Raw genomic sequence first — 17186 nt, 5'->3', positions numbered from 1 at the left:
CATCGGTACGAGCACAGAACCGGGTCGTTACGCTGGTAGGCGCCAGACGACGACTCGGGAGTGTGCTCAGGGGATGGGACCGAAGACCGCGCGGGTCGACAAGACGCTCCGGGAATGGATCGAGTCTGGAGAGCTGTCCCCCGGGGACAAGCTCCCGTCGGAGCGCACGCTAGTGGAGCAGCTCGACATTGGCCGGACCGCCCTCCGGCAAGTGCTGGCCCGGCTCGTCGCCGAAGGCGTGCTGGAAGTTCGCGGCCGCAGCTCGTACACCGTGCCCGCCGCGCCGGCAGACGAAGGCGTAAGCGTCAGCTCCCCCGGAGTACTGGAGCAATGGCAGATTCACGGCGAGCGCACCGTCTACGACAACCGGTGGGTGAAGCTCGACCTGGTCGACGTCGAGCCTCCGGGTGTCGAGCGGTTCGAACACCATGTCGTGCGGCTACAGCACGTGTCCATCGCCGCAGTTCTCGATGACCGGGACCGCGTCCTGATGCTCTGGCGGTACCGCTTTGTGCCGGACAAGTGGGGCTGGGAACTCCCTGGGGGCATCGTGGACGCTGGGGAAGACGCCCTCTCCACCGCTCTACGGGAAGTGGAGGAGGAAACGGGCTGGCGACCGGACGTCCTGGAGCACGTAGTCACCTATCAGCCCATGGTCGGCATGGTGGACTCTCCTCATGAGATCTTCGTCGGGCGCGGGGCTCAGCATGTCGGCGACCCAACGGACGTTGAGGAAGCCGGCCACGTCGAATGGGTACCGTTGGCCGATGTTCCGGGGCTTATGGCCCGCGATGAGCTGATGGGGTCAGGCACGCTGGTTGCCCTCTTGCACCTGCTCGCCACTCGTGGCGAGGGGGCCCCTAGAGCCGCCCGGTAATCTGCTCGATCCTTCGGCGGTGCCGCACCGAGCCGGTGCGGCCCGCCAGCAACCTGGCATGTCGCAGGTGCTCCCGAGCCTGATCGAACTCTTCCCGAGCAAGGTGTGCCTGCGCCAGCTCACAACGCAGCCCGGCCGATGCTCGGATGAACGTCGGGTCCTGGGCGTCGAGCGCCGTGTAGAGGCTGCCGACGGCATCGTCGTCGCCGAGCATGGCCAGGGCGTTCCCGCGCCAACGGGCCAGGTGCCCCGTGTTCAGGAAGATGCTCAGCATGTCGGGGTCGCGGTCCTCAGGGCCATCGGGGAGGCAAGCCGCGGCCTTGTCGAGCGAGCGCCGACAGTCATCCCCCATTCCCGCTCGGGCGCAGATCTCAGCCTCCGCCGCGTGTAGCCACGCCTGGAGTCGCGGAGACAGGTGATCACCCCCTGCCCGCCATGCGTCGCGCACAAGCTCTACCGCCAGCGCGGGCCTCCCCGCGTCGCAGAGCACGTAGGCCTGCTCCGCCATGGCGTGCGCCAGGTACATGGGTTCGTTCGCCTCTTGAGCAGCTCGTTTCCCTAATTCGTAGTGCCGCCATGCGCGCTCAACGGCGCCTACATCCAGCGCCTGCCACGCAGCGAGTGTCGCGGCGCCTGTCAGTGCAACGGCCACGGGTCGGCGGGTCTCAGGGAGCACTGCGAAGGTCAGCGCATCCTCAAGCTTCGCCAGGTGGCCGGCCATCTGGTCCACGAGGCCCGCAGCGCCCATCTGGCGGTCGAAGGTTCGCAGGAGTTCGGTCTGGTCCAGGAACGTCTGGACCAAGGTCATGCTGACGTTCCTGGCGGAGTCGATCCGGCCGATCAACTCGTCGTACCCATCCACGGCAGGGGCAGCCTCCGCCACTGGCCTGGATGTCAGTTCCTCATCCGTCAGCCCCAGGATGTTGCGTAACACCTCCGCATACCGCCCCTTGATCGCGCGCTTGCCGTTCTCCCACTCCGACACGTACACGCGGAGGCTGCGAGTGGAAGCTACCTCGATCATGTGCTCCTGTGCATAGCGCTCGATCGCTCGCACCAGCCACTCCTGAGAACCGCGTGCTATCCGCGCCTGCCTCATGCGCTCATTCACTCAGGCACCTCCTCCTGCTGGAAGGCCAGTTGAGCGCAACTATCGGCCCTCCGCAATCACCGCAGCTCACAAGGGGTTAACAGCGCCGCTGTTAACCCCTGTTGGCTACCGACTCGTTGTCCGTCGGGCTTCCCTAGAGGCGTGCACAGAGCGGCAGTTCATGACTCGCTCGAACGAAGGGCTTGCATCTGGTGCGCACCAGATGCCATCCTTCTGGTGCGCACCAGTTAGGCGGAGCGAAACCGCCGAACTGCGCCGCAAGACCTGCACGACCCGACGGGCCCGGGAGATCAGGCTCAGGGGCCCCGCACTGGACGGGGGGAGGTACCCGGCGCCTTTGCAGTCCGGAGGGCACAGACCGAAAGGTCACGTCTCTGCCTAAAACGGGCCATGGCTGCGCTACCTGATACGGGCGCGGCAGTCCCGAAGGAGACATGCACAGCACTTGCTCAGCCTTCCGCAGCGCCGCCGTGCGCTGCGGCCGGTTGCCTCCTCCGCCCGTCCGGCCGTCGTGGCCGTACGGGCGGGGCTGAGGGGAGCCGGAATCACAGGGCTCCATGCCGAGCTGGTCGCCTCTCTCCAAGACCGCGACCGCTCGGTTCCCTCCGTCCCTTCGAGTCAGGAGAGATCCATGCGTGCGTACATAGGCGGCCATCAGGTCGTCAGCGGTACCGATTTCATCGAGTTGGCACTGGGCACCCCGGTTGAACTGTGGCTCGGGGAGCCGGGGGAGTCCAAGGAGGAGCGGGCGGCCCGTCTGGACGCGGCCCGGGACATCCTGGGCGAGGACCCCGGCCTGGTCGACCGGGTGGCGCGGGCTGCCGCCGAGGCGATCGAGGAGCACGCCCCGGACCTGTTCATCGTCCGCCGGCTGCCCGCCAGGGGCAAGGCGCGGACCGTTCGCAGGGCGGTGGCGTGATGGGCCGCCCGCAGTCGACATCCGTCATCACAGGGAGGCGTTCCGCGCACCTGCCGCGCGGCTCTGCGGCCGGGACGCTGGGCTTCGACCCGACGCCGGACCCCGGCCTCAAGAACGCGCTGTGCAAGGCGATTGAGCCCGAACTGTTCTACCCCGAGCGCGGTGACCACCGCACGGCGGCGCTCGCACGGGAGATCTGCGCTCACTGCCCCGTGATCGAGAGGTGCCTGGCGAATGCCCTCAAGGAAGAGGGCAACGCCAGCCACCGTCGCCGCTTCGGCATCCGCGGCGGGGCCAGCCCGAAAGAGCGCTACGAGATCTACCAGCGCACCGCCCAGACTGCCCTGCCCGTGGCCGCGCCGGTGGCGGCCCCCGCAGGCGCCAAGGCGAGGCGCGAACCGGTGCGGTGCGGTGCGGTACCCGCCGCGGCTACCGGAAGCACCGCCGCAACGGGGAAAGCGCCTGCGACGCGTGCCGGTACGCCAACGCTGCCGCTGACCGCCGTCTGCGTGCCACCGGGTCGACCAAGGAGGACGCGGCATGAGCGAGCTTCTGACCGCTGTCGCCGCCGCCGGTCCGCTGGCGGCCGGATGGTCGTTCCACGGCCTGTGGCTCCGGCGCCGGATCGAGGCAGCCCGGCGTGACCCGCTGACCGGTTTGCTGACCCGCGAAATCTTCGGGCGCCGTGCCCGGAAGCTGGTGCGCGGGGGCGCTGTTGCGGTGGTGGTCATTGACCTGGACCGGTTCAAGCAGCTCAACGACTCCCACGGGCACGCTGCTGGTGACGCGGTTCTCCAGGCGACTGGGCGGCGGCTGATCGAGTCGCTCCGGCGGCCGGGGGCGGTGGCCCGGCTGGGCGGTGATGAGTTCGTCGCCGTGTTCCGCTGCACCAGCCCTTCCGACCTGAGCTGGGCACTGTTCGACCTGCACGAACTGCTCTGCGCGCCGGTCGACTTTGAGGGGCGTTCGGTGCGGGTGGGTGCTTCCCTCGGCGCGATCTGGGACGGCAAGCGGGGTGCGGTGGATCTGTCGGCGCTGATGCGGCGGGCGGATGAGGCCATGTACGAGGCGAAGCCCACCGGTGGCTGGTGCATCGCGGACGGCCTGGTCCCGGTGCTGACGACCACGAACGGACGCCGCACCGGCCGTCCCGGTGCCGCGTCCCCGGCAGGGGGTGCCCGATGACCTGGCACGTGAACTCCGACGGGGCCCTTGATCACCCCGTGTTTACCCGTCATCCCGAACCTGCGGCCTGGTTGGCCGGCGCCAGCCTCTATGAGTGCCTGGACTTCCCGGACGCCACGCTGCGGCGCTCCATCGCAGTCCACGAGGCCGGGCATGCCGTGCTGTGCATGGCGTTCGGCATCCCCGTCGTGGAGATCCACATCCGGGAGGACCTCGGCAAGACCCCGGGTGAAGGGGGCGCGGCCTGGGTGAAGAACGGCCGCAAATGGAGCGTCTCCTACATGGGCTACGCGGCGATGTGCGCGGCCGGTGAGCGGGCCCAGGACCGCTGGATGCGTGAGGCGGGTCTGTGGACCCCGCAGCGCGCGTGGGCGGCCGAACGGGGCGCCGGAGACGACCGCGACAACCTCGCCCAGACGCTGCGCACCGCGTGCGGAAGGGACCTGCACTTCGGCGCCAACAAGCCGGGCGTGCAGTACAGCACCGTCCAGGTCGTCGCCGACTCCGCCCTCTCCCACCTCTGGGACCGGGCGCTGCGTCTGGCCGAAGCCATCGACAACCACGGCCACCTCACCGGCCACGAAGCCGCCCACTACGCCGACCTGACCTTCGTTGCTGTCCCGTGCGAGGAGACAGAGGAGGTGGCGGCATGAGCGACCTCGGTGTGTGGCGGGAGCAGCGTCGGCAGGACCGGTTGAGTGACCGGGAGCAGGATCGGGCCGATAAGGCCGCGCAGGCTGAGGCGCGGCGGGAAGCGCGGCGTCTGGAGCGTGAGCAGGACCGGGCGGACCGGGCCGCAGCCCGGGGTGAGAAGCGGCAGGACAAGGCGGAACGCGCCGCCCGCTGGCGGGATACCCGTGCGTGGGTGGTGGCGAATGGGGCGCTGATCTGCACCGGTGTCGTCATGGGCTGCGCCATCGTTCCCGCCCTCGCGGCACAGTTCACCGCCCTGTCGACCGCCGGTCTCGGGCCGCTGCTCGCCGCGCTGCTGGCGGCGATGCTGGAGGGTGGGGCGTGGGCGGCGACGTTCGGTGCGGCGAAAGCCGCCCACGAGGGTCAGCTGACCGGCCGCTACCGGGCCGCCACATGGGCCAGCGCCCTCGTGGCCGCCGGGGTGAACTTCTGGCACGGCAGCCGTGACTACGGTCTCTGGCTCGGTGTCGTCCTGGCCACCGCGTCGCTGTTCGCCGTCGGCATGTGGGAACTCCACCTGCACGGCACCCACGCACCCACCCGCCAGGAGCGGGAGCGGGCCCGGCACGAGCGCCGGCGCCGACGGCACCACCGAAAGGTCTGCCGCACCGCCGACCGGCTCATCACCGCCGCCCCCTACGGAGCCTTGCCCGCCGAGAACGCCTTCGCCGCCGCGTGGCAGGTCCGCCACGGCGCCGCACCCGGCCTCACCGCCGGACTGGTGGCCGATCGACTCGCCGCCGAGTCGAGGCTCGGCTCGGTCATCGAGTCGGCCGCCGACACCGGTCCGCAACGGGTCACCGCCCGGTTGTGGACCACCGGGGACGACTCGATTCCTCTCCTCGGACCCACGTCTCCCGTTTGGTTCACAAACCAGGAGGAAACACCGTCTACCGACTCAAATCAATCTAGGGCTGACCAGCAAGAATCGACTTTCCCACCGGCCGATCAACCAGCCGGTCAGTCGACCGATCGGGCCACTGGGCCGGAGCCGGTCCGATCGATCCGCGCCCTTGCCGCAGACGCCCGTGCACCGCGCCGCGCCACGGGCCGCGTGCCGGAATCGGCCCGCACCCCGAGGCCGACCCGCACCGACGCCGAACTCCTCACCGAAGCCCGTGAGGCCACCGCAGGGTGGGCAGAGGAGGAGCTGACGGCCGAAGCGATCCGCAAGGCGCTGCACACCGCACCGGCCAAGGCCCGAGCCCTGCGCGAGACCCTCAAGGCCGACCGCCGACGTGACACGAGCCGGACGAAGGTCGGCTGATGTCGCCGACGTTCGGCCGGTGCTACGACCCCACCGGCGCCCGGTACGGGATACCGACGTATCCGTGGCGTCTGGCCCCGGACGGCCTGGCCACCCGCCGCCAGCTCCGCGCCCGCGGCTTACGCCCCGGCGGTCAGCCGATCGCGGCGCAGATCATGCGCCAAAACCGCCGCCGGGGCGGGGTGCAGGTCGCCTACCTCTACCCGCTCACCGGGGCGAAGCCCGTCCGGCCGATGACCCCCGGCCGGCGGGCCGCCCTCGACCGGGCCATGACGGCCCGCCGCACCTGCCCCAACTGCCGTGCCGACGCCGGGTACTGCATCCCGACCTCGCTCGGCATGTGCGTGACCTGCGCCTACCCCGAGGAACAGAGCGCCACCTGACCACCTCAACCGTTCAAGGAGTTCTGCTGTGACCACCCAGACCGAGCAGAGCGGCATCCCGGCCGCCCAGACGCAGGGGTCCCACCACTGGATCATCACCCTGGAGCTGCCGGGCCGTCTGACCTCCAGCCTCTACGGCACGTGGACCCCGCCGGCCGGAGCGACCCGCCACGACGTCTTCACGGCCATCAAGAACCACATCACCTCGGCCAACCCGGACCTGGCCGGAGCCAACACCATGTTCTTCTCCCTGGAGCCCAACCAGCTCTGAGGGGGGCCAACTTGAAGCGCCGACTCGGCCGCCTCCTCTTTCCCGCTGCCGCCACCGTCGGCGCGGGTGTCGCCGTCTCCTACGCGGTCCGCCTCCACGCCTGCAAGGTCCCTGTTATGGACGTTGCGGCGTGTGTCCTGGCGATCTTCGCCACGGTCACGGCGGCAGTGCGCCAGCTCTTCGAGGCCGCGACCGCGACTACGCACCGGTGCCGCGTCTACGGGTGCTCGTTCCGGGTGCGGATACGGACCAGCGACCCGGGCGAGAGCCGCCGGTGGCAGGAAGTCGCCGCTGCTCACCCCGCCCACGCGCTCACCCGGCGCCACTGAGTACCCGTCCAGCGCGGGGCCCGGCCCGCTTCCTACGGCCCGGCCGGGCCCCGCTACCCCGCTCGACATGAGGGAGCAGACCCACCGTGTCCGAGATCTACACCGTTGACCAGCCCGAAGAGCCCGAGCGCTCTGGCGCTGAGGTCTTCGACATCACCACCAAACGCCCCACCAGCCCGCCCCCCGCACCTGCCGAAGCTTCCGTTACCGCTGCTCCGGCCGTGCCGGACGACGAGGAGGAGGGAGAGGCGCCGGCGCTGCGGCCGGTCGACTCGCCCAGCCTGCCGTCCCCGGGTATCACGACGTACAAGCGGCGGCCGATCGTGCCGAGTTGGCTGACCTCGAGGCCGGGGTTCGTCTCGACCGTTCAGCGGGCGTCCAGCAACGCTTTCTATGCCACCGTCTTCCACGGCATCCGCACCCCCTGGTACGCGCTCCAGCTCGGCCTGAACGCCCCGCGCGGCACGGCCCGCCTGGTGCGGGAGACCGGCCGGTGGGTCTGGGACGCCGAAGGCGCCCCCTTGCGGGCGTATGAGGTGCGCAGGGAGAACACGGCGGAGTACCTGAAGCTGTCCCGCCAGCGCGACGGGCGGGTGCGGCTGCGGACCCTGGTCACCCTGGTCGGCATCGTCTTCGGCGCCGCCTTCGCTCTCACCCTGTACGTCATGGCCCCGGGCTGGCTCGGTGTCATGGCTGCGGCTGCGGTGCTGGTGACCGGGTTCTGGGGCACCCCGCAGGACCACCCCGTCATCGGGCCGGCGGTGCTGAAAACCGAGATCCAGAAGCTGACCGGCCCGATCGTGCTGCGGGCCCTGGACAACATCGGCAACGCGAAGTTGTCGGCCGCCATCAAGAAGGGCGGCGACATGAACGGGATGCGCTTCACCTCCGAGATCACCCGCGATGGCCCCGGCTACCGCGCTGATCTCGACCTTCCCTGGGGTGTCACCCCGGAGGACATCATGGAGGCCCGCAAGCCCCTCGCCTCCGGCCTGCGCCGCAAGGTCGGCTGCGTGTGGCCGTCGGCCGACCCCACCGAGCACGAGGGGCGGTTGATCCTGTGGGTGGGCGACAAGCCCATGAACGAGACCACCAAGCCCGAGTGGCCGCTGCTGAAATCCGGCACCGTGGATCTGTTCAAGCCCGTCGTCTTCGGCAACGACCAGCGCATGGGCGACGTCGCCGTGACCTTGATGTTCGCCAGTGTGGTGGTCGGCTCGATCCCGCGCATGGGCAAGACGTTCCTGATGCGCCTCTTCCTGCTGATCGCAGCCCTGGACCCGCGCGCGGAGCTCTACGCGTTCGACTTCAAGGGAACCGGCGACTTCGGCGCCCTGGAACCGGTCTGCCACCGCTACCGGGCAGGTGAGGAGGATGAAGACATCCTCTACACCCTTCACGCACTGCGGGAGTTGAAGGAAGAACTGCGCCGCCGGGCGAAGGTCATCAAGTCCCTGCCGCGCTCACGCTGCCCGGAGTCGAAGGTCACGCCCGAGCTGGCGAGCGACAAGGCCCTTGGGCTGCATCCGATCGTCGTCGGCCTGGACGAGTGCCAAAAGGGGTTCGAGCACGAGAAGTACGGGGCGGAGATCGAGGAAATCTGCACCGACATCGCCAAGCGCGGACCGGCCCTGGGCATCGTCGGCATGTTCGGCACGCAACGCCCCGACGCCAAGTCGCTGCCCCCGGGCATCAGCGCGAACGCGGTGCTGCGGTTCTGCCTGAAAGTCATGGGCCACACCGCCAATGACATGGTCCTCGGCACCGGCGCCTACAAGGCCGGGTACCGGGCCACCATGTTCTCCCGCACCGACCGGGGCATCTGCTGGATGGCCGGCGAAGGCGACGATCCGCGCATCGTCGCTTCCGCGTTCGTCGACGCCCTCAAAGCCGAGCAGGTCGTCATCCGGGCGCGCAAGATGCGCGAGGAGTACGGCAACGTCACCGGCCACGCCATCGGCCAGCAACCGCAGAGCGACGAAGCCGCCTACGACCTCCTCGCCGACATCCTCAACGTAGTCTCCGCCGACGAGGACAAGGTCTGGAACGAAAAGGTCGCCGCCCGCCTGGCCACCTTGCGCCCGGAGGTCTACGGCGGGTGGAGGGCCGAGACGGTGACCACCAACCTGCGCCCGCACGGCATCACCGCGCAGGACGTCTGGGGCACCACCGACAAGGGCAAAGGCACCACCCGCCGCGGCATCGCCCGCGCCGACATCACCAAAGCCATCACTGAACGTAACGGAAAGCGGCCCGGAGGCTGACCTCGCGACGGTGCTAGGCCTAGCACCCGCCACTGCTAGGCCTAGCACCCCTACTAGCACCCAAAACCGTACTTGATCAGGCACCTCGCACCTAGCACCCCACCTGCGCAAACCCCGGAACCCTGCCCGAGAGGCACCCCCATGACCCTCCTGCTCCTTGCTAGCGCCTGCCTGCTCATCGTTACGCTCGGTTACGTGAGTGTGTGTGCGTCCTCGCCGTTCGGCGACTGCCGCAAGTGCCGCGGCTTCGGCTACGCGATGAAGACCGACCGGCGCGGACGCCTCAAGCGCGGCAAGCACTGCCGCCGCTGCGACGGGCTCGGCAAGCGCATACGCGTCGGCCGCCACCTCTACAACCTGTGGCTGCGCCTCTACCGCGACGGCACACCCAACCCCAAGCACCCCGCCTCGAAGGGATAGCCCGGTGGCCATCACCATCTCGCTCGTCTTCCTGTTCGGCCTGGTCCTCTTCTTCCTCCTGCGCTCCAAGTCCCTCGGCTACGGCTCCGCGTTCGTGGCCATCATGTTCGGCTTCCACCTCGCCTCCACCGGCGCCGCCGGACCCGTCAACAACCTCTCCACCGCCGTCGTCAACGCCCTCGGCAACCTGTAGGAGCTGGCCGTGAACGAACCTCTCGTCACCCGCCACTGGCTCACCGCCGCCGCACCCAAAGCCGCCCCGGCCGTGGCCACGTCCACCGTGCTCATCCTCGGGCGCATCTGGAACGCCAACGGCGCCGAACACTCCACCGGCAACGCCGCCCTCATGGTCACCCTCGCCGCCGCAGCCGCGACGGCCGGCGCTTTCGCCTCCGCCGGGCACGCGGGGGACAACGTCATCGCCGGGACCGCGTTCGCGACCTCCGGCGCCCTCGCGTTCGCCGGGGTCGCCGGGTACGCCGACGGCTGGTCGCTGCCGCTGCTGCTGTGGGCGGTGGCCACCGCCGTCGCCTACGGACTCGCCGCCCGCTACTGGCGCACCGACCGCCGCGAGAACCTCGCCCACGAGCGGCACACCACCGCACGCCGCGAGGAACACGCCCACGTGGAGCGGGTCGAAGCCCTGCGCGCCGGAGCACAGATCCAGGTCGCCCGCGAGGGCGCCGCCTACGCCGAAGCCCTCGCCGCCGCGCTCACCGCCCGGGCCGCGCTGCCCGGCTTCGACGCCGTTCAGCTCACCCGAGCGGGCCTGCCCGAACTGCCCGCCACTGAAAGGAAGTCCGTATGAGCCGCCGCCTGCGAATCCGGCTGCGCGTCCAGCGAGCGATCTGGCCCCGCCCAGTGCTGATCCTGACCGACACGCCCCGCCCCGACTGCCACACCTGCGAGGGCACCGGCGGCATCGAGCACCCCTACGGCCACCCCGAGACCGGTGAATACGACGGCTCCGACTGGGAGCCCTGCGACTGCTGGAACGAGGACCTGCGATGGGTCCTGCTGCCCCTGCCGCACCAGCCCCACGGCTGGCACCGCAAGCGCGCGGGCTACAGCGACGAACCTCCGTTCTAAGCACCCGAGAGGAAGCCATGTTCAAGATCCGCGTCATCTGCACCGAACCCGACGCCCCCGAGATCACCAAAGCCCTGAACACCGCGTTCACCACCGGCGTGGTGCGCCAGCAGCCCACCCGCGACGGGCGACGGGTGCGCCTGTACATCACCGCCGACCACCGCCCGGAGAACGGGGGGTGGTCGGTGCTGGAGGTCGCCTACGCCGCGTCCCTGAGCATCGTCAGCGAGAGCGGATGGGTCGCCCAGCAGGCAGCCAACAGGCCGTTCGGCACCCGGATGGGCCGGGAGTTCTGGCTCCGCAAAGCCGCCCTCTTCGACCGCATCGCCCTCGCGGACGCCGCCCAGAACGTCCCCAGCGACGTGGACGAGGCGGCGACAGAGGCGGCCCTACGGCTGATGGACCTCGACGACACAGAGGCCACCTGCGAGCCCTGCCACTACGTCCGCCAGGAATACGCCCGCTGGCTGGCTGACCAGTAGCTATGCCCGGGGCGGTCGCCTCTCTCCAAAGACCGCGACCGCCCCGGCTCTCCGTCCCTTCGCAGAAACAGGAGAACCCCCATGAGTCCTCCCGAAGTGCTGCGGCTCGGCTCGCTGTGCACCGGATACGGCGGCTTGGACATGGCCGTACAGGACGTGTTCGGCGGCTCGCTGGCCTGGGTCGCCGACAACGACCCCGGAGCCAGCCGCATTCTCACCCACCGCCACCCCAAGGCGCCGAACCTGGGCGACATCACCGCCGTCGACTGGGCCCGCGTCGCACCGGTCGACGTGCTGCTGGGCGGGTATCCGTGCCAGCCGTTCAGCTCCGCCGGCAAGAGGAAGGGAACCGAAGATGCCCGGCACATCTGGCCCCATATCGCCCGTGCCCTTGGCGTTCTACGACCCCGCTTCGCGGTCTTTGAAAACGTCGCAGGGCACCTTTCTCTCGGATTCGACGCCGTCCTCGGTGACCTTGCCGCCCTCGGGTTCGATGCGCAGTGGTGCACTCTTCGCGCGTCCGACATCGGCGCCGCCCACCAGCGCAAACGCCTTTTCGTCCTCGCGTGGCCTGCCGACTCCGGCGGCCCGGGACTGGAGTGGGGGCGGACAGTCGGGTCAGCTCCCGACGGCCGTCACCTCGCTGCTGCCGACGCCATCGACGTCCGAGGCGACCGGAGCGGGGCATGCGGCACAGGGCGGAATGAACCTGCGGCACGTCGTCTCGCTGCTGCCGACACCTGTGGTCGGGGACTCCAAGGGAGCCCGGCAGTCGACCGCCCCCAATCCGCGCAGCACCTCCTCGACTCTGACGGACCTCGCGTTCACCGGGGCTCTCCTGCCGACGCCGCGGGCGGCGGACGGCACGAAGGGCGGCCCGAACCAGCGGGGCAGCAAGGGGGATCTGACGCTCCCGTCGGCGGCGCACCGGATTGGGGCGACTACGCCGGCGCCATCGCCCGCTGGGAACGCGTCCTCCAGCGACGTGCCCCCGGGCCAACTGACGCTCTGGGACGACTGAACCCGCCGTTCGTCGAATGGCTCATGGGCCTGCCCGCCGGGCACGTCACCGACACCCCCGGGCTGTCCCGCACCGCCCAGCTCAAAGCACTCGGCAACGGCGTGGTCCCCCAACAGGCCTCTTACGCCCTGCGGTCCCTGCTCCACCCGGCTGGCGTCGAAGGACACGCCACCGCCGCGTAGATACGCCCGGGGCGGTCGCCTCTCACCACAAGTCGCGACCGCCCCGGCTCCCCGTCCCTTCGCAGAAACAGGAGAAATCCCAGCATGACATCTGACTGCAAGACCGCGCTCACGCACCTGACGAATCACCCCACCGGGGACCGCTTGCGAACCGCGCTGGCACTGGCTACGGCCGGTGTGCCGGTGCTGCCCCTGCGGAAAGGCAAAATCCCCTTCGGGAACTGCCGCGCCTGTGCCAGGAACGTCTGCGGCGGCAGGCCGAACATGAAAAGTGCGGGCACCTGCCAGTGCCCCGCCGTCTGCCACGCATGGGCAGCCGCCACCACCGACCCCCGCGTCCTCACCTCCCCCGCATGGGCACCGGTGTGGCGACAGGCCGTGGCCGTCGCCTACCACCCCGCCGGGGCCGGGCTGACCGTGGTCGACCTCGACACCCCGGCGGCCGTCGCATGGGCACACGAGACCCTGCCGCCCACCCGGACGGTGGCCACGACACGCGGGGAGCACTGGATCTACCAGGGCACCATGCGCTCTGCGAACGCCGTCCGTGACGGTGTCGACATCAAGTCCACGATGGCCTACGTGCGATGGCGCGGGCACGGCACCGGCACCGCTACGGCGTTGCCGGCGGTCGTCCGCGCGCTGGCCAGGAGAGGCGCCTCCACGGTTCGGCCTGCGCCGCAGGCCAGCGCCGTGCCCGCCTTGACCGGGGGCGGGGAGTGCCGCCACCGCACGCCCGCCTACCTGGAGCGCGGCATCTGCATGGCGGAACAGCGCATTACGGAGGCCCGTAGTGCGGTCCACACGACGGTGTACCGGACCTTTCTCGCCGTGCTGTCCGCGCATGGCCGGTGCGGCTGCCTCACCGATGCCCACGTGACGCGACTGTTCACCGCCGCGCAGGCCAAAGGGGAAACCCTGCGGCACTGCGCAGATGCATGGGCCAACGCCCGTACCGCACTGGGGGTGTAGCCGTGTCCGACGACGAGAAGACCCCGGCCCGCGAGATCATCACCGACTACGCACAGCAGCACTTCCGGTACTTCCGCACCGCCGACGGCACCGTGTACGCCCAGAAGAACGGCCACCCCGTCGCGCGCCCGATCCGCTCCCAGGGCACCTCGGGCAGCCACCGCCAGGAACTCATGGTCGGCTTGTTCAGGGACGGACGCGGCGTGTTCAACGGGACGGCGCTCAAAGAGGCGTTGGACTTGATCGAAGCCCTCGCCATGACCGAGGACGTACAGCCTGTGCACATCCGCGTCGCCCCCGGATTCGACGGGGCGACGTGGCTGGACCTGGGCCGCAACGACGGACAGTCCGTCCGCATCCACCCCACCGGCTGGGACATCCTCACCCCCGACCCGCAGGAGGTGTGCTGGCGGCGCACCCAGCTCACCGGCGAACTCCCGCTCCCGGCGAGGGACACCGACGGCAAGGGCATCGATCTCATCCTGCGATTGTGCAACTTTGCCAACGCGGCAACCGAGTGCCTGGCCATCGCCTGGCTCATCGGCTGCCTCGGACCGTCCGTGCCCGTCCCCGCCCCCTTCCTCACCGGCCCCCAGGGCGCGGGCAAGTCCAACGGTGGCCGGATGCTCGTACGGATCATCGAGGGCATGAGCGGCGACCTACGCCGCGCACCGAAGGATGAGGAGAACCTGATCGCGGCGGTGGCCGCCGGGTGGGTCACCGCCCTGGACAACTTGTCTCACCTGGCCCCGGACCTGTCCGATGCCATGTGCTGCATCGTGACGGGGGCCGAGACCGTCAAGCGGGCCCTGTACACCGACGGCGACGTCGTACGGGCCCGCTACCGTCGCCCCCTGCTCCTGACCGGCATCGACGTCGGCGTCATCCGGCCCGACCTCGCCGAACGCCTGCTCCCGCTCCGCCTGGAACGCCCCCAGGTGCGGCGGACCGAGGCGGAGCTTTGGGCGGAGTACGAAGAGATCCTGCCCGTCGTTCTCGGCTCCCTCCTCGATCTCACCGTCAAGGTGCGCGCTGCTGACGCGGACATCCCGACCGACCTGCGCATGGCCGACTTCGCACACCTGTGCGCGCAGCTCGATGCGGCGACCGGTCTCGGAGCGCTCAGCGCCTACCGGGCCAGCCTGGACGACCTCAATGACGATGTCATCGAGGGTGACCTTCTCGCCCAGACCGTTCTGCAGCACGCCGCCGGCCTTGACGCCGGCGCAGAGGTGCGGATGACGTCGGCCGAGTGGCTGCACTGCCTCACCGGCCTCTACAGCGGGGAGGAGTGCCGTCCCCTGCCCAAGGGCTGGCCCACCACCGGCAAAGTCCTCTCCGACCGCCTCAAGCGACTCCAACCGACCCTCGCCGCACGTGGCGTCCTCATCGACTGGGGCCGCACCAGTGCCGCCCGCTACATCGAGATGACCCGGCCCGCCGCACCGCCGCCGCCTCAACAGGCAGCGGCGTTCTGACCTGCGGCACCAGCGCCGGTCCGAACAAGCAAGAGGAGCACCCCGGGCCAGACGTGCTCCTCTTGCTGTTCCGGCGGCTTGCCGCCTGGCACAGGTCGCGCGCGAAGCGGCTCCTTCTTCACGCCTTGAGTCGCACCGCACCACCACAGACACCCCCCTTCTTGTCCTAAGAAGAGAGATGCTGCGTCACCCGCGTCACCACCGACCTCAAGACCGCCCCTGACCAGGGCCTACAGCAGTGACGCAGACGGCCGGAACTTGCGTCATCCGGCGTCACCAGCGTCACGGGTGACGGGAGCTGCCCCCTCCCTGTGACACACCCCGGGCGGTCTACGTCACCAAAAAGCCGCAGGCCAGACCCGCAAATGACGTGGGTGACGCAATGACGCACAAATCCGCGCTTCGGACAGCACAGGCACCATGCCCACCCCCCTTCTGAAGGAGTTGCACTGTGGCACGCCCCAAAATGCTCAAGCTCCCGGAAGTGCTCGAAGAGATCGACATGAGCCGCGCCGCCTTCTACCGCATGCGCGCCCGTGGCCAGGCCCCCCGTATCCAGAAGCTTCCCAACGGCCAGCTCCGCGTCAGTCGCGCTGACCTGGACACCTGGTGGGCCTCCTGCGAGCAGCGCGCCACCGCCTGACGTTCCGCACGACTGCACCGAGGGGCCCGCCACCGGCGGGCCCCTTTCTTTGAGGAGAGAACTTGAAGACCTACAACGTGCGGATCTGGAGCATCCGGAAGCGCGATAGCAAGTCAGCCCCCTACCAGTTGCGGTGGCTCGTCAACGGCGCGGAGTTTCAGGAGCCGTTCGCGACCAAGACCCTCGCGGATGCGCGCCGCTCCGAACTCATCACCGCCACCAAGAACGGGGAGCCGTTCGACGTGGCGACCGGGGTACCGGTGTCGGAGTTACGTGAGGCAACTTCCCCGACCTGGTACGAGCACGCGCGCGCATATGTCCTGATGAAGTGGCCGCGCGCTGCCGCTAAGCACCGGGCCAGCATCGGCGAGTCGCTCGCGATCGCGGTCCCTACGCTCGTGAGCACACGTCGTGGGGCTCCGAGCCAGGCGACGCTACGGACGGCTCTCTACCAGTGGGCGTTCCGCGCGGTACGGAACGCAGACGGCGCATTGGTCTCCCGCCATGAAATAGAGGAGGCGCCGGCGGACATCCGGTCTGCGCTGGCATGGCTGTCAGCGAACTCCCGGAAGGTGAACGAGCTGGAGAATCCGGATTTGCTCAGGCCCACGCTGGATGCGCTATCACTGCTCCTGGATGGCACCCCTGCCGCTGAGAACACCGTCCGTCGGAAGGTCATGGTCCTGAGCAACTTCCTCCGATACACCGTGGACGAGAAGGGGTTGCTGCCGTTCAACCCGCTGTTGCGGCTGGACTGGACGACGCCCGAAGCGGACGGCGAGATCGATTTCAGGTACGTCCCGGACCCGGCGCTAGCGCGGTCCCTCATCGCGGCGGTACGGCACCAGGGTGTGCGCGGTGAGCATCTGGAGACCTTCTTCGGCTCCATCTACTACGCGGCCACCCGCCCCTCCGAGGCTGCCGCCCTGAAGGAGTGGGACTTCGTACTGCCCCCTGACACCCCTGAGGCAGCAGAGATGTGGGGGGAAGTCCTGGTGGAGGAAAGCCGCCCCGAAGTAGGGGGCGGCTGGACGAACGACGGGACCCCCTATGAGAAGCGCGGACTCAAGCACCGGACACGGAAGGCGTATCGATCCGTACCGATTCCTCCAGTCTTCGTGAGGATGGTCCGGGCCCACATTGCCGCCTTCGGAACAGCCCCTGACGGCCGGATCTTCCGGGGAGCTCGCGGTGGACGCGTCAGCTCCACCGAGTACTGCAATGTGTGGGCCGACGCCCGCGCCATGGTGCTGTCGGCCGAGGAAGTACGGACCCCGCTTGCCGAAGTTCCCCGCCTTCTGCGCAGCGCAGGCGTATCCCTCTGGATCAAAGCTGGTGCCGACCCGGTGGAAGTGGCACGGCGGGCGGGCCACAGTGTCGCCGTCCTGTTCCGGTTCTACGCCAGGATCCTTCGAGGGCAGCAAGCCGTGGCCAATCAGCAGATCGACAACGCCTTGAAGAGCACCTGACCAGGGCTTAGGCACCACGTTGCGTGGCCACAGGTTGGCCGCACACAGTGGTCTACCTCGGGACACGGCCGACTCAGGGTGAGACAGGGTGACGTCAGAAGGGGTGCCTCTCAGTGAGAGACACCCCTTCT

21 protein-coding genes are annotated in these 17186 nt (G+C 69.5%); 20 read left to right on the top strand and 1 reads right to left on the bottom strand.

Annotated features, from left to right (window positions below; translation table 11 throughout):
• The first annotated feature begins 73 nt into the window (after positions 1–73).
• Complete coding sequence (locus tag ACZ53N_RS25445) at positions 74–877, top strand: NUDIX domain-containing protein (protein WP_469143098.1); 804 nt, start codon at positions 74–76, stop codon at positions 875–877.
• On the opposite strand, the gene ACZ53N_RS25440 is transcribed toward ACZ53N_RS25445, so the two are convergent.
• Positions 861–1901, bottom strand: coding sequence for an XRE family transcriptional regulator (locus ACZ53N_RS25440; RefSeq protein ID WP_469143121.1), 1041 nt, complete (start codon positions 1899–1901; stop codon positions 861–863). The two genes, ACZ53N_RS25445 and ACZ53N_RS25440, sit on opposite strands and share 17 nt — an antisense overlap.
• 718 nt (positions 1902–2619) lie before the next feature.
• Between ACZ53N_RS25440 and ACZ53N_RS25435 the strand changes: the two genes are divergently transcribed.
• The 19 genes from ACZ53N_RS25435 (at position 2620) to ACZ53N_RS25345 (ending at position 17055) form a co-directional block, all read left to right on the top strand.
• Positions 2620–2907, top strand: a complete 288-nt coding sequence (locus ACZ53N_RS25435) for a hypothetical protein (RefSeq protein WP_469143097.1) — start codon at positions 2620–2622, stop codon at positions 2905–2907.
• Positions 2907–3551 (top strand): WhiB family transcriptional regulator, encoded by a 645-nt coding sequence (locus ACZ53N_RS25430; protein WP_469143096.1) that lies wholly within the window; start codon positions 2907–2909, stop codon positions 3549–3551. Before ACZ53N_RS25435 ends, ACZ53N_RS25430 begins: the two co-directional genes overlap by 1 nt.
• Positions 3448–4092 (top strand): GGDEF domain-containing protein, encoded by a 645-nt coding sequence (locus ACZ53N_RS25425; RefSeq protein ID WP_469143095.1) that lies wholly within the window; start codon positions 3448–3450, stop codon positions 4090–4092. The genes ACZ53N_RS25430 and ACZ53N_RS25425 overlap by 104 nt, the downstream gene beginning before the upstream one ends.
• Positions 4093–4163: 71 nt before the next feature.
• Positions 4164–4745, top strand: a complete 582-nt coding sequence (locus ACZ53N_RS25420) for a hypothetical protein (RefSeq protein WP_469143094.1) — start codon at positions 4164–4166, stop codon at positions 4743–4745.
• On the top strand, positions 4742–6052 hold the full coding sequence (locus ACZ53N_RS25415; protein ID WP_469143093.1) for a hypothetical protein: 1311 nt from the start codon (positions 4742–4744) through the stop codon (positions 6050–6052). Before ACZ53N_RS25420 ends, ACZ53N_RS25415 begins: the two co-directional genes overlap by 4 nt.
• A complete protein-coding gene (locus ACZ53N_RS25410) occupies positions 6052–6435 on the top strand; it encodes an RRQRL motif-containing zinc-binding protein (protein ID WP_469143092.1) in 384 nt (127 codons plus the stop codon). The genes ACZ53N_RS25415 and ACZ53N_RS25410 overlap by 1 nt, the downstream gene beginning before the upstream one ends.
• A gap of 28 nt (positions 6436–6463) precedes the next feature.
• Positions 6464–6706: a hypothetical protein gene (locus tag ACZ53N_RS25405; protein ID WP_469143091.1), complete on the top strand. Its 243-nt coding sequence runs from the start codon at positions 6464–6466 to the stop codon at positions 6704–6706.
• A gap of 11 nt (positions 6707–6717) precedes the next feature.
• Positions 6718–7035 (top strand): hypothetical protein, encoded by a 318-nt coding sequence (locus tag ACZ53N_RS25400; protein ID WP_469143090.1) that lies wholly within the window; start codon positions 6718–6720, stop codon positions 7033–7035.
• 152 nt (positions 7036–7187) lie between these two features.
• Positions 7188–9299 carry a cell division protein FtsK gene (locus ACZ53N_RS25395; protein WP_469143120.1) on the top strand — a complete coding sequence of 704 codons (2112 nt, stop codon included), beginning with the start codon at positions 7188–7190 and terminating at the stop codon, positions 9297–9299.
• Positions 9300–9440: 141 nt separating this feature from the next.
• Positions 9441–9719, top strand: coding sequence for a hypothetical protein (locus ACZ53N_RS25390; protein WP_469143089.1), 279 nt, complete (start codon positions 9441–9443; stop codon positions 9717–9719).
• A gap of 4 nt (positions 9720–9723) precedes the next feature.
• Positions 9724–9912 carry a hypothetical protein gene (locus ACZ53N_RS25385; protein ID WP_469143088.1) on the top strand — a complete coding sequence of 63 codons (189 nt, stop codon included), beginning with the start codon at positions 9724–9726 and terminating at the stop codon, positions 9910–9912.
• Between the two features lie 9 nt (positions 9913–9921).
• Positions 9922–10527: a hypothetical protein gene (locus ACZ53N_RS25380; RefSeq protein ID WP_469143087.1), complete on the top strand. Its 606-nt coding sequence runs from the start codon at positions 9922–9924 to the stop codon at positions 10525–10527.
• The gene (locus ACZ53N_RS25375) at positions 10524–10808 is read left to right on the top strand and encodes a hypothetical protein (RefSeq protein ID WP_469143086.1); all 285 of its coding nucleotides are present in this window, start codon (positions 10524–10526) and stop codon (positions 10806–10808) included. The genes ACZ53N_RS25380 and ACZ53N_RS25375 overlap by 4 nt, the downstream gene beginning before the upstream one ends.
• Positions 10809–10825: 17 nt before the next feature.
• Complete coding sequence (locus ACZ53N_RS25370; protein ID WP_469143085.1) at positions 10826–11290, top strand: hypothetical protein; 465 nt, start codon at positions 10826–10828, stop codon at positions 11288–11290.
• 81 nt (positions 11291–11371) lie between these two features.
• Positions 11372–12493, top strand: a complete 1122-nt coding sequence (locus ACZ53N_RS25365; protein ID WP_469143084.1) for a DNA cytosine methyltransferase — start codon at positions 11372–11374, stop codon at positions 12491–12493.
• 84 nt (positions 12494–12577) lie between these two features.
• On the top strand, positions 12578–13465 hold the full coding sequence (locus tag ACZ53N_RS25360; RefSeq protein ID WP_469143083.1) for a bifunctional DNA primase/polymerase: 888 nt from the start codon (positions 12578–12580) through the stop codon (positions 13463–13465).
• Between the two features lie 2 nt (positions 13466–13467).
• Entirely contained in the window at positions 13468–14943 is a 1476-nt protein-coding gene (locus tag ACZ53N_RS25355) for an ATP-binding protein (protein WP_469143082.1), read from the top strand.
• A gap of 451 nt (positions 14944–15394) precedes the next feature.
• Positions 15395–15586: a helix-turn-helix transcriptional regulator gene (locus tag ACZ53N_RS25350; protein WP_469143081.1), complete on the top strand. Its 192-nt coding sequence runs from the start codon at positions 15395–15397 to the stop codon at positions 15584–15586.
• A 62-nt stretch (positions 15587–15648) separates the two neighbouring features.
• Positions 15649–17055, top strand: a complete 1407-nt coding sequence (locus ACZ53N_RS25345; RefSeq protein WP_469143080.1) for a site-specific integrase — start codon at positions 15649–15651, stop codon at positions 17053–17055.
• Positions 17056–17186: the final 131 nt, after the last annotated feature.

Source organism: Streptomyces sp. NPDC033229 (assembly GCF_055576875.1).
This window is presented reverse-complemented; position numbering and strand designations above follow the sequence as displayed.

Bases quoted from the DNA above. Each gene is read 5' to 3' on its own strand.
- ACZ53N_RS25435 (WP_469143097.1), top strand. From the start codon at position 2,620: ATGCGTGCGTACATAGGCGGCCATCAGGTCGTCAGCGGTACCGATTTC.
- ACZ53N_RS25365 (WP_469143084.1), top strand. From the start codon at position 11,372: ATGAGTCCTCCCGAAGTGCTGCGGCTCGGCTCGCTGTGCACCGGATAC.
- ACZ53N_RS25370 (WP_469143085.1), top strand. From the start codon at position 10,826: ATGTTCAAGATCCGCGTCATCTGCACCGAACCCGACGCCCCCGAGATC.
- ACZ53N_RS25445 (WP_469143098.1), top strand. From the start codon at position 74: ATGGGACCGAAGACCGCGCGGGTCGACAAGACGCTCCGGGAATGGATC.
- ACZ53N_RS25440 (WP_469143121.1), bottom strand. From the start codon at position 1,901: ATGATCGAGGTAGCTTCCACTCGCAGCCTCCGCGTGTACGTGTCGGAG.
- ACZ53N_RS25425 (WP_469143095.1), top strand. From the start codon at position 3,448: ATGAGCGAGCTTCTGACCGCTGTCGCCGCCGCCGGTCCGCTGGCGGCC.
- ACZ53N_RS25410 (WP_469143092.1), top strand. From the start codon at position 6,052: ATGTCGCCGACGTTCGGCCGGTGCTACGACCCCACCGGCGCCCGGTAC.
- ACZ53N_RS25430 (WP_469143096.1), top strand. From the start codon at position 2,907: ATGGGCCGCCCGCAGTCGACATCCGTCATCACAGGGAGGCGTTCCGCG.
- ACZ53N_RS25360 (WP_469143083.1), top strand. From the start codon at position 12,578: ATGACATCTGACTGCAAGACCGCGCTCACGCACCTGACGAATCACCCC.
- ACZ53N_RS25375 (WP_469143086.1), top strand. From the start codon at position 10,524: ATGAGCCGCCGCCTGCGAATCCGGCTGCGCGTCCAGCGAGCGATCTGG.
- ACZ53N_RS25415 (WP_469143093.1), top strand. From the start codon at position 4,742: ATGAGCGACCTCGGTGTGTGGCGGGAGCAGCGTCGGCAGGACCGGTTG.
- ACZ53N_RS25390 (WP_469143089.1), top strand. From the start codon at position 9,441: ATGACCCTCCTGCTCCTTGCTAGCGCCTGCCTGCTCATCGTTACGCTC.